This is a genomic window from Sodalinema sp. (assembly GCF_046483825.1).
GTDB lineage: Bacteria > Cyanobacteriota > Cyanobacteriia > Cyanobacteriales > Geitlerinemataceae > Sodalinema.
Map to the genome: position 1 here is coordinate 1 of NZ_JAWOCL010000016.1, position 11807 is coordinate 11807.

Annotated in this window: 12 protein-coding genes; 8 read left to right on the forward strand and 4 right to left on the reverse strand. The window is 51.9% G+C overall.

Annotated features, from left to right (window positions below):
- Positions 1-466 precede the first annotated feature (466 nt).
- Entirely contained in the window at positions 467-640 is a 174-nt protein-coding gene (locus tag R6U67_RS01095; RefSeq protein WP_410250827.1) for a DUF86 domain-containing protein, read from the reverse strand.
- Positions 641-806: 166 nt separating this feature from the next.
- A complete protein-coding gene (locus tag R6U67_RS01100) occupies positions 807-1100 on the reverse strand; it encodes a nucleotidyltransferase family protein (protein WP_170191571.1) in 294 nt (97 codons plus the stop codon).
- 284 nt (positions 1101-1384) lie between these two features.
- Here R6U67_RS01100 and R6U67_RS01105 point away from each other — a divergent pair, with 284 nt between their 5' ends.
- Complete coding sequence (locus R6U67_RS01105) at positions 1385-2011, forward strand: 4Fe-4S single cluster domain-containing protein (RefSeq protein WP_410250828.1); 627 nt, start codon at positions 1385-1387, stop codon at positions 2009-2011.
- 6 nt (positions 2012-2017) lie between these two features.
- On the opposite strand, the gene R6U67_RS01110 is transcribed toward R6U67_RS01105, so the two are convergent.
- Entirely contained in the window at positions 2018-2638 is a 621-nt protein-coding gene (locus tag R6U67_RS01110) for a TetR/AcrR family transcriptional regulator (protein ID WP_410250829.1), read from the reverse strand.
- A gap of 216 nt (positions 2639-2854) precedes the next feature.
- Here R6U67_RS01110 and R6U67_RS01115 point away from each other — a divergent pair, with 216 nt between their 5' ends.
- The 7 genes from R6U67_RS01115 to R6U67_RS01145 all read left to right on the forward strand — a co-directional run bounded on the left by R6U67_RS01115 (position 2855) and on the right by R6U67_RS01145 (position 11564).
- The gene (locus R6U67_RS01115; protein WP_410250830.1) at positions 2855-4369 is read left to right on the forward strand and encodes a M16 family metallopeptidase; all 1515 of its coding nucleotides are present in this window, start codon (positions 2855-2857) and stop codon (positions 4367-4369) included.
- Positions 4370-4433: 64 nt separating this feature from the next.
- On the forward strand, positions 4434-5933 hold the full coding sequence (locus tag R6U67_RS01120) for a M16 family metallopeptidase (RefSeq protein ID WP_410250831.1): 1500 nt from the start codon (positions 4434-4436) through the stop codon (positions 5931-5933).
- A gap of 53 nt (positions 5934-5986) precedes the next feature.
- Positions 5987-8596, forward strand: coding sequence for a putative bifunctional diguanylate cyclase/phosphodiesterase (locus R6U67_RS01125; protein ID WP_410250832.1), 2610 nt, complete (start codon positions 5987-5989; stop codon positions 8594-8596).
- Between the two features lie 149 nt (positions 8597-8745).
- Complete coding sequence (locus tag R6U67_RS01130) at positions 8746-8883, forward strand: hypothetical protein (RefSeq protein ID WP_190304017.1); 138 nt, start codon at positions 8746-8748, stop codon at positions 8881-8883.
- A 7-nt stretch (positions 8884-8890) separates the two neighbouring features.
- Complete coding sequence (gene aroQ / locus R6U67_RS01135) at positions 8891-9370, forward strand: type II 3-dehydroquinate dehydratase (RefSeq protein ID WP_410250835.1); 480 nt, start codon at positions 8891-8893, stop codon at positions 9368-9370.
- A 21-nt stretch (positions 9371-9391) separates the two neighbouring features.
- On the forward strand, positions 9392-10009 hold the full coding sequence (locus R6U67_RS01140; protein WP_410250833.1) for a hypothetical protein: 618 nt from the start codon (positions 9392-9394) through the stop codon (positions 10007-10009).
- 205 nt (positions 10010-10214) lie between these two features.
- Positions 10215-11564, forward strand: coding sequence for an ATP-binding protein (locus R6U67_RS01145; protein ID WP_410250834.1), 1350 nt, complete (start codon positions 10215-10217; stop codon positions 11562-11564).
- 43 nt (positions 11565-11607) lie between these two features.
- On the opposite strand, the gene R6U67_RS01150 is transcribed toward R6U67_RS01145, so the two are convergent.
- A complete protein-coding gene (locus tag R6U67_RS01150; RefSeq protein WP_410250836.1) occupies positions 11608-11793 on the reverse strand; it encodes a hypothetical protein in 186 nt (61 codons plus the stop codon).
- Positions 11794-11807 lie beyond the last annotated feature (14 nt).

The window sequence follows — 11807 nt, forward strand, 5'->3', positions numbered from 1 at the left end:
GTGACGTACTCCCGACACCGATGCAAGCATACGGTGCGGGCTTCTCCCACGGCGCGAGTTTTACCTCTGGTTAGCCGATTCGAGCTTTTTATAGTGAGGAAGACGCCCAGCCCCACTATTGATATTTTTCTCCCGAAGGAGGCTTGCGGAATTGAAAATGCTCTTTATTGCAACGTTGGAAGCGGGGGACTTGCGGCCTTGGCCTACGGGTCGGTCAACTCCAGTTGTCGGTCGAAAGCACACCGTATCAGGGGAAAATCAACCCTGCAATGCTTGTCCAATTCTACCAGATTGGCGGTTGCTCGTCTCCCCTCTCCGTCGCCACGCCGTCGCTCTGCATCACTTCGAGAGGGACTCGCAACCACCTCGCTTTCATCCCGTCACCCAGCCTAAAGGCTAGGGTGCGGGGCTTTCGCGAAAGAGGCTAAAAGACTTAGATTTTGTTCTAATTGGGGTTCAGATTAGGTCATGATGTCAAGATAGTATTAATTTGGGATTTTAGGATGGGAATTTGGTGTTCTACAATCGCCCACACAATTTGTAAATCAATCCGAAAATATTCATGTACTAGCAGATTTCGGAAGTCAATAATATCACGCCATTGAATGGCTGAATAATTCTGGCGAGTTGCTTCATCCATCGCTCTAGCAGCCTCACCGAATTGTAGGGGCGAAAAATTTTTCGCCCCTACAGCAACGGATGTAATCTGCCATAAATTCTCCTTATCACCCTAAACCCAGAAGACCCATATTTTTCGATTTTAGCAATGGCAGTTTGGATATCTTTGAGCCGTTCAATATCGTTTCTCATAGGGGGCGGGCTTCTTGTAGGACTTGTTGGCGGATACGGTCTTTTAAGCCTGCGGGGGTGACGATATCGACTTTGATTTGGAGTAAATTCTCTAGGTCACGGATGAGGCGTACGGGAAACCATGGACTAATTTTATTGAGATCGTAGTCTACTAAAAGATCGAGGTCACTATTTTGATCGCTTTCTCCTCTCGCCACGGAACCAAAGACCCGCACGTTATAGGCTCCATGGTTAGCGGCTATGTCTTTGATTTGCTCTTTAATAGCTGGGCTTAAATCGTTAAAGGTCATGGGTCTTTTGTGTCTTAATTTTTTAGTGAACATTGGTTGAAATAAGGCCGCTAGTAGCTGAGGCTAATTTCGACCTGTTGCAGCAAGACGACCAGCATCTACAAATCTGTCATCAGATGATTTTGAGGGGTTTAGGGTCCTGATCGACCTCTCAGCTAGGAATTGCTATACTATCGAACAAGCACCATGAAGCGATGCAGCTCAACTAAAAATTCTCGTTACACCTGTGTTCTTATCGCTTCTAGGATGCTGAGCGTTGATGACTTAAACGTAATTGAGCAACTATGACTGTAACACAACGTCCAAGCCAATCCATCCCGCCGGGCTTTGTCAATATTATGGGCTATGTGGATGAATCTGAAGTGAATGGCCCCGGTAAACGGGCGGTTATCTGGGTACAGGGCTGTTTACGGGAATGTCCGGGCTGTTTTAACCCCAGTTCTTGGTCTTTTAAAGCCAATCAACTCATTTCCGTCGATGGGTTAGTCGAACGAGTGACGAGCAATGTCTTAAACGAAGGGGTAACGTTTTCGGGTGGGGAACCCTTTTGGCAAGCTCCCGCCTTGGCGGAGTTGGCGCGACGGTTGAAAGCCCAAGGATTAACAGTGATGTCCTTTAGCGGCTTTACCTTAGAGGAATTACGATCGCCCACCGCACCCCCAGGAGCCTCCGATTTACTTGAGCAGTTAGATCTTCTCATCGATGGCCCCTACCTAGAGAACCAGGCCATCCACGAACCCACCTCCCTCGTCTCCTCCCGTAACCAGCGCGTGCGAGTGTTTAACCCAGAGTTACAATCGCGCCTAGACTGGGCCAGCGATCAGATGGAAATCCATGTTCTCAAAGATGGAACTCGCATTATCACCGGCTTTCGTGGCCAACAGGGCATCGGTGAGGAGTTGTTGAGCTGAGGCCCCCTAAGCCTCCTTGGCCAGTACCCCATTCAGGAAGATATCCGCCAACCCATTGGCCATTTCGATCATGGCTTGGGGCGAAGGATTATCTTCCATGAGGGTTTGATAACTAAACCCAGAGATGGCGAAGATGCCCAGAAACACCTTCGCCACCAGACGGGGGTTCATGGGGCGATACACGCCCCGTTCCATACCCGTTGCCACAAAGGCTTCCGCCACATCCGTCATTTTGGCGATCGCATCATGTTGAATGCGATCGCGCAGTTCCGGGTGAAACTGAGCCTCCAGAAAGCACACTCGCATCAGATCCGCATTTTCCCGGAGATGGAACAGCCGACGCTGAATCACCTGAGACACCGCCGTATAACTCCCCATCTCACTCAGTTCCGTCAGTAAGTCCGTGAGGATTTCCACCCACCCCTGAGTCGCGACTTCTACCAAAATGGCTTTTTTATTGTCAAAATACCGAAAGAGGGTTCCCTCAGCCACACCAGCTGCCCGAGCCAGGGCGCGGGTTGTCGTCCCCTCAAACCCCTGACGGGCAAATAACCGACGAGCCGATGCTAAAATTCGCGTGCGGGTTTCCGCTTCGGGGGTGCGGGTCGGGTGAAGCATTGTCTTCATCGGTATTATCAAACTCGAAGATTTAGCGTGGAGTTGCTAACATTATTCTGGAACAAATTTTGCAAAACACACCCAAAGATTCACAGATTGTTATTAGAAGTTATATATCGCAAAACTTCTATATCTTGACTCACCTAAAAAACCAGCGCTCGACTCACCAGACCCAATCCTGCTAACCTTATGCTGACTCAATCGCCTCCTTTGCACAGACTCCCAATGCTTCGCCGCCTTGGCCAGCGGGCGATCGCCTTGCTGCTTCCCATCCTGTTGAGCCTCAGTGCGATCGCCGCCCCCAGTTATGCCGCCTCCATCGAGCCTTACCTCGATCGCACCGAAGCTCAAATCCAAGAATTCAGCCTGGACAATGGCATGAAATTCATTGTCCTAGAACGCCACGACGCCCCCGTCATCTCCTTTATGACCTACGCCAACGCCGGCGGGGCCAACGAACCCCCCGGCAAAACCGGCGTCGCCCACTTCCTCGAACACCTAGCCTTCAAAGGAACCCCACGCATCGGCACCAAAAACTACGACGCCGAAGCCCCCCTGCTCGCCCAACTCGACGAGCTTCACCAACAAATCCGAGCCGCCCAAGCCGCCGGGAACAACGAAGAGGCCGCCCGCCTCAACGCCGAATTCCAAGCCGTCCAAGAACAGGCCTCAGAATACATCATTCAAAATGAATTCGGTCAGATCGTCGAACAATATGGCGGCGTCGGCCTCAACGCCACCACCTCCGCCGACGCAACCCGTTACTTCTATAGCTTTCCCGCCAACAAACTCGAACTCTGGATGTCCCTAGAGTCCGAGCGTTTCCTAGAGCCGGTCTTCCGAGAATTTTACAAAGAACAAGACGTCATCCTCGAAGAACGCCGCCTCGGGACCGACAATTCCGCCATCGGTAGCCTCATCGAAGAATTCCTCCTCACCGCCTTCTCGGAACATCCCTACCGCCAGCCGGTGATTGGTCACGAAGCCGACATTCGCAACCTCACCACCGAAGACACCTACGACTTCTACAAAACCTATTACGTCCCCAACAATCTCACCGTCGCCATCGTTGGCGATGTCGAACTCTCTCAAGTGCAAAACTTGGCAGAAACCTACTTTGGCCGCTACGAACCCGGTCCGACTCCCCCAGCCGTCAGGGAAGTCGAACCCTCACAACAAGAACCTCGCCAAGTCGACGTCCAATTTCCCAGTCAGCCTTGGTACCTCGAAGGCTATCATCGCCCCGCCCGCACCCATCCCGACAACGCCGCCTATGAATTACTCGTGGCCCTACTCAGTGATGGCCGTACCTCCCGCCTCTATCAATCCCTGGTCGAACAACAGCAAATCGCTCTCACCGCCCAAGGATTTAACGGCTTTCCCGGCGACAAATTCCCCAACCTGGTTCTGTTTTACGCCCTCACCGCCCCGAATCATAGCCTAGAGGAAGTTCAAACCGCCTTGCGGCACGAAATTGAGCGCATTCAACAAGACCTTGTGGCCCCAGAGGACCTAGAACGGGTCAAAACCCAGGCCAAAGCCCGTTTGGTGCGATCGCTCGACTCCAATTCCGGCATGGCTAGTCTCTTAGCCGAATATGAAGCCAAAACCGGAGATTGGCATAATCTCTTCCGAGAACTCGAAGCCATCGAGGCCGTGAGCCGCGAGGACATCCGCCGCCTGGCCCAAGAAACCTTCCGCCCCAACAATCGCACCGTCGGTAAACTCCTCCCCTCCTAGGTCCTCCTAGAAAGCCGAGTCTCATCCCTGTCTTATTCACCTCGTTCACCCTTATCCTCAACTCATGTCTCAGCCATCCCAAACCCCCTTTCGCAAAAGCCTACGCCCCTACTGGGCGCTCTTGTTCCTCGTCGGCTTACTCATCAGCCAACTGGTGCATCCCCCGGCCTCTGTAGCCGCCACCCCGCGACATTACACTGAGCTTGAGTTTCCCCCCTTACCGGAGGTCCAACTGCCCGACTATGACCAATTCCAACTCGATAATGGTCTCAGGGTCTATCTCATCGAAGATCATGAGTTGCCCCTTGTCTCAGGGGTGGCGCTCGTTGAAACGGGAAGTCGCTTTGAACCGGCCGATAAAGTGGGCTTAGCGGGGATGACGGGGGCCTTAATGCGCTCGGGCGGAACTCAAAATCATCCTCCCGAGATCCTCAATCGGGAACTCGAACAAAAAGCCGCCTCCATTGAAGCCTCCATTGAGACCACTCGCGGAACGGTTCGCTTTGATGCCCTCAGTTCCGACGTAGAGACAGTATTTGATCTGTTTGTGGAGGTGCTGCGTCAGCCGGCCTTTGCCCCAGACCAGTTGGCCCTGGCTAAAAACCAGGCGCGGGGACAAATTGCCCGACGTAATGATGAACCCGGTGATATTGCTCAACGAGAGTTTCAGAAACTGGTCTATGGTGACGAGAGTCCCTATGCTCGGACGATGGAGTATGAAACGGTTGAAGCGATTGAGCGGCAGGATCTACAACAGTTTTATCAACAATCTGTCCAACCCGATCGCCTAATTCTCGGGGTAGTTGGCGACTTTGAGCGGGATCAGATGAGACCCTTAATTGAGCAAAAACTGGCAGATTGGCAGGCGACGGGGTCGAGTCTCCCGGACTTGTCGCAGCAGTTGCGCCAGCCGTCTCAAGCTCAACAGAGTGGGGTATTTCTCGTTGACCGCCCGGAGTTAACCCAAAGCTATGTCGAACTCGGCCATCTCGGTGGCGTCCGCAATGATCCCGATTATCCGATTCTGGGGGTAATGAACAATGTTCTGAGTGGCTTTGGGGGTCGTCTCTTTAACGAGGTGCGATCGCGCCAAGGATTAGCCTACTCGGTCTATGGCTTTTGGGGAACTCAATATGACTATCCTGGCGTTTTCCGGGCTGGGGGACAAACTCGCTCTGAGGCCACCGTTCCCTTTATTGAGTCAGTACGAGGGGAAATTGAGCGCATTCGCCGCGAACCCATTACCGCTGAGGAGTTGCAATTGGCCAAGGATTCAACGTTGAACTCCTTTGTCTTTAACTTTGCCAGCCGCGCCCAAACTCTATCGCGCCTGTTGACCTACGATTATTACGACTACCCCAGTGATTTTCTCTTTCGCTATCAAGACCGAGTTAAGGCGACAACGGTTGAAGATGTCTTGCGTGTGGCCCAAACCTATCTTAATCCTGAGCAGTTGGTGACCTTAGTGGTGGGCGATCGCGCGGCCATTGACCCCCCCCTCGACCAACTCAGTCCAAACCAAGATGTCACCCTGATTGATGTCACGATTCCTCAGCCGAGTTAGAGAGGTTTCTTGCTCTTGTGAGTGATTCACCAACTCTCAAACAGCTTACATCTGTGAAACGACTACGACAGTATCTGTCGACTCAGCCGTCACTTTGGCAGCTACGACATCGCCGGGCGACTCACAAAATCCGTCTTAATGGCTCCCTGCTGTTGCTCAATCTCTTCGTCATCCTAGTGATGATCCTACTGCGAACCGTCGGTAGCTTTGAGATGGGAGAACTGGCGACCTTTGATGCGGCCATGCGTCGCGCCAGTCAATCTCAGGTCGATCCTCGTCTGGTGATTTTAGAGATCAGCGAAGATGATATTGAGCGCTACCGGTGGCCCCTCAGCGATCGCAAACTGGCAGAGGTGTTAGCGGCCTTACAAGTCCATACCCCTCGCGTGATTGGTTTAGATCTCTATCGGAATGTGGCGGTGGGTGAAGGTCAGGACCTCCTAAACGACCAACTGGCGGCCGAGAATCTCATCGCCATTGAGAACATCGCCACATCGTTAACCCCCTCAGCCAATGTTCCCCCGGAACGACTGGGGTTTAATGATGTCGTTATTGATCGCGATCAAGTGCTACGCCGTCATCTCTTGTTTGCCAAGACTCAACGCGGAGAGACGGCTTATTCTTTGGGGTTACGAGTCGCCCTAAAATACCTAGAACCTGAAGACATTGGCTTAGAAGCCGCTCCGAGTCATCCGGATGGGATTCGCTTGGGCGAGTCACTTTTGGTTCCTCTGTCCTCCTCAGCCGGGGGCTATCACCACATTGATGATTCGGGGTATCAGATTTTCCTTAACTATTCTGCCCGTCCAGGTCAGGTTCAGCGTCTATCTATTGGTGAGTTATTGGATGAGGAATTTGATCCGCAATTATTACGCGATCGCATTGTCTTAATCGGCTCAACGGCCCCAAGTTTACGGGATCTATTTGCCACTCCCTTCAGTGCGACGGAAACCGACAGCCATCATGTGAAGATGCCGGGAGTCGAAGTCCATGGACAGATGGTACAACAATTGCTGGGCTTGGCGTTTGGGCAACAACGGCCCTGGCGCGTCTTTCCCACAACCATTGAACTCCTGTGGGGTTGGAGTTGGATCATCTTGGTGATGGCGTTGGTTTGGCGGCTACGACGACCGGAGCGATTGCTGGGGGGACTGGTGTTGGCTGGGTTGGGGTTGATTCTAGTAGAACAAGGGCTATTCGCCATGGCCATTTGGCTGCCGGGAATTTGGGTGCGTTGGGGGATGGTTCTGGGGATTGTGCTGACTTCGATCTATCGCCTGACCCATCATTTTTTACACGATCGCCTCACCGGACTTCCCAATCAGACTGTTGTCTATCAGATGCTTCCAGACTGGCGGTTTTGGCGATCGCGACGTCAAAACTCCCTGGGAGCTGTTGTCTTGGATCTCAATCGCTTTAAGGCGGTGAATGCTTGTCTGGGTTACCAAACCGGCGATCGCATCTTGATCGATATTACTAAACGCCTACAATCGGCCTTACAGCCTTCGGACTATCTGGCTCGGACGGGGGCCGATGAATTTGCCATTTTCTTGCCCAATCCACCCCATCTCGATGCGGTGATGGAGGTGGCGGCACAACTGCGTCGCCGTCTGAAACGTCCCTTTATTTTAGAGACAGGACAGCCGGTGTTTCTCACCGCGAGTTTTGGGGTGGCCTTTGGCCAGCAGCGACATCAGTGCCTGTTGCTCGATGATGCCAACTGTGCTATGCATCGTGCCAAAGCCCTGCAATTATCGCAGCCCGTTATCTTTGATGCTCAGGTGCAACAACAGGCGATCGCGACGTTTCAACTCGAACTCGATCTCCGCGAGTCGATGAGTCACTCCCAGGTCTATCTCCCCCCGGTTCATGACACCGATGAGGAGGGATTGACCGATTCTAACTTGCCTCACTCGGAGTTGGGCGATCGCTTCCGGGTCTATTATCAGCCCCTGGTGGATCTTAGATCTGGGGAAATTGCCGGGTTTGAAGCCCTACTCCGTTGGCAACATCCTCAACGGGGGATGGTGTCGCCGGCGGAATTTATCCCCGTGGCTGAAGAAACCGGAGCGATTATTCCCTTAGGAGCCTGGGTTCTCCATGAAGCCTGTTATCAAATGCAAGCCTGGCAGAGTCAGTTTCCACGCTATGCCAACAGTATTATCAGTGTCAATTTATCCCCCTATCAATTGCAGTCGCCGGATTTGAAACAACGACTCAGGGATATTTTGAGCGAGACCGGCTTAGATCCCCATTGTCTGAAATTAGAGATTACCGAAAGTGCAGTCATGGAAGAAATCCAGACCACCTTGGAGATTCTTCATGATCTCAAAGCCCTGGATGTGAAGTTAGGAATTGATGATTTTGGCACCGGCTACAGTTCCCTGAGTTATCTTAATCGCTTCCCCGTAAATACCCTTAAAATTGACCGTTCCTTTGTCTGGCGGATGGAGGATTCCCCCCAGGATCGCGCCATTATCCGCACCATTCTCGAATTGGCCCATACCCTGGGCTTAGATGCGATCGCCGAAGGGGTAGAAACCCCCGAACAACTGGCACAACTGCGACAACTCGGCTGTGATATCGGTCAGGGCTATTGGTTCGCCAAACCCCTCCCCGCCCCGGCGGCCGCCCAACTCCTGGCTCGTCGCCCCGGTTGGTGATCGGTTGGTGAATTGCAAAATTTAGCTTAAAACTTTGACCCTTTGGAGGGATTTCGCTATGATGATAGTAACGCCTAAAACTGTTAAAGCTGTCGTGCCTTGACCGGCGAGTCAAGACTTGCGGCTCAACTGAAGGAGCTATCGGATTAATGGATTACATCGAAAAGGTATTGGACAAGGTTCGAGAATGGACTCGCAAACTCATTGATGCAGTCCTCGGACCCGACGCACAACCCGAACCCGAGGCAATTCCGATTCCGGTTAACGATCGCCGGATTCGTCGTTAGTCTCTTGGTGTCATCGTCCAGCCAAGGCCCCTCGCTTCAGATTCTTGTCCTCCATGGGCCGAATCTGAACTTGTTAGGTCAACGGGAACCCAATGTATACGGCTCAACATCGTTAGCCGAAATCAACAAACAGATCGAAGAACAGGCACGGACTTTACAGGTTAAAGTTTCGTGCTTTCAGTCGAATCACGAAGGGGCCTTAGTTGACGCCATCCAGGCCGCCTGGGGCCAGTATCAAGGGTTACTCATCAACCCCGCCGCCTATACTCACACCAGTGTTGCGATACGAGATGCGATCGCCGCCGTGAAGTTGCCCACTGTGGAAGTTCACCTCAGCAATATCCACCAGCGGGAGGCCTTTCGTCACCACTCCTACATCGCCCCGATTGCCGTTGGGCAGATTAGTGGTTTCGGCTATTATAGCTATATTCTGGGACTTCAGGCCCTAGTTCAACATTTAGGCGATCGCGCCAACACCCCATCCTAAAACCGCACCGTGATGCCCTTAATGGTTTTACCCCGATTTGAGAGCTTTCGCGGTGCGGTTTTGGGTGCTGAGTTAGGCTATCTACACCCGTCTTCGGGGCCATCTCTCTGGGAAACCATCCCCCCAGAACTCCTCAACTCCCTCATTCAGCAGCGAACCCTCCCATCACACCATCCCCAATATGCCGAGTTCCCCGTGCAACTGGGCCTAGCTACGGTGGTGGGCTTGTTGTACCATCAGCGCTTAGAGGTGGTGTCGGAGTTAGCCCCCGCGTTACAGCCGTTGGCGATGGCGGTGGGGTTGGCCGTGGGCGATCGCCTCCTGAGCCAATCTGAGCAAATTATCAACCCTACCCCAGCACTCAAACAAGCTCTTAGCACCCTCCTAGCGTTTCAAGGAGATGGCTTTAGCGCCAATTGTGACTCACAAGACGTTAAAGCGATTTTAGGGGCGTTAACGGGGGCGCTACGGACTCGGGCGGGGATTCCCCCTCGGGAGCGGTTGCGTCTGTCGGGCGATCGCCTTCAGTCCCTAGATAGCCTAGCGTGGGAGATCTGGCAACGCTGGTTAGGGCGACTCGACTGTGATCCCTGGCCGCCTGAACCGGGTGCGATCGCCGTTACCGGAGAACGACTTTAAAGGATGATTAACAAGAAATGGGTTTGCAAAAAATCGAATTTAATGGGTTGCCTTGGATGCCAAATTGTAGTAGGGGCGAAAAATTTTTCGCCCCTACGGGAATTGATTTAACCTGTAATAAATTTCTCTATTCACCCTGAATCCTAAATATTCTAATCAACCCTCATAGTTTGCGGTTTATTGTTAATACATAAGTGGTTTGTTTATGTTGAACTATACAGAATTTTTCAACTGCATCAATCCCAGCAAAACCCTAAACATTAGCCAAGAAGAAGACCGACAATATTATATTGACTTCACCCAAGTCCGGGGTCACGATAGCATCCGCAAACTCAAACATCGCATCAGCGTCTTACTGCGAGATAAACCCAGTTGTTCCCTATTTACCGGACATATTGGCTGCGGAAAATCCACCGAACTGCATAAATTACAAGCCGAACTCGAAGCCGAAGGATTTTGTGTCGTTAACTTTGAATCCGACGAAGATCTCGATACCGCCGATGTGGACATTGTCGATGTCGTATTGACCATCGCCAAGCGTGTTAGCGCCAAATTAGAAGACATTGTTGAACCCGAAGCGACGGGGTTGCGGCGGCTAATTCAGCGTACCAACGAGGTCTTAACCACAGAAATTGACCTGAAAGCCTCCCTAGGAACCTCAACCCTGAAAGGAGAAGTGGATACGAGTAAAAAATCCCTGTCTCTCTCCGCTGGAATCGCCTCCCTGACTGTGAAAGCCAAAAATGACTCCCAGACACGGGAGAAATTAAGCCAATATCTGGGACCCCAAATTACCGGCTTACTCAATAGCATTAATAACGAGTTGATTCAACCGGGAATTGAGTCATTGAACGCGAAAGGCTATGCCGGATTAGTGGTGATTGTCGATAACCTCGATCGCATCGATAATCGTCCTAAACCTTCGGGGCGATCGCAACAAGAATACCTCTTCGTTGACCGAGGCGAATTACTCACAAAACTCGCCTGTCACACCGTTTATACCATGCCATTAGGCTTGCGTTTTTCCAACGAATTTGGCAATTTGACCCAACGCTTTCAATATAAACCCGAATGTCTCCCCATGGTCTCCATTCGTCATCGCAACGGCGAAGATTATCCTGAAGGGTTAGCGAAACTCAAACAAATGGTCTTGGCCCGGGCCTTTCCCCAGTTAACCGAAGCCGAACGCCTAGAGCGAATTGGGGAGATTTTCGAGACTCCCGAGGTGTTTGACCGCCTTTGTCGAGTGACTGGCGGCCATGTGCGGGATTTACTGCAATTGCTGTCTCAATGGGTCGAAGAAGAGATGCAACTTCCCTTAACTGAGGCTACTCTGGAAGAAGCTATTATCGATCGCTGTAATGAGATGACCCTGGCGATTTCCCCTCGGGAGTGGGAGTTGTTGCGGGAGGTGCGCCAAACCCAGAAAGTGCAAGACCAAGTCGGCTATGAGAACCTGATTCGCAGCCGCATGGTCTTCGAGTATCAAGAACGCCGTCAATCCTGGTTTGATGTCAATCCCATTCTCCTGGAAGCAGCGGAGTTGAACGATTAACCCTAACTGAGATGGATAATGACCACTGATGTCGCCTGCATCTTCAGTGGTGAATTTCGGTAATCTCCAACAAACTTTTGTAAAATACCTGGAAACTCCTAGAACGGTTAACAGAGGGGTTCATATGGGGTGCAATCTCCCTTGCTGCTCTCAATTTCTCTAAGCCACCCTTATGATAACCTCCTCTTTGTAGCACCTTTTCTAAGGTTTCCCAAGTTCCACCTTGGATTGCGTCAGGGTCTC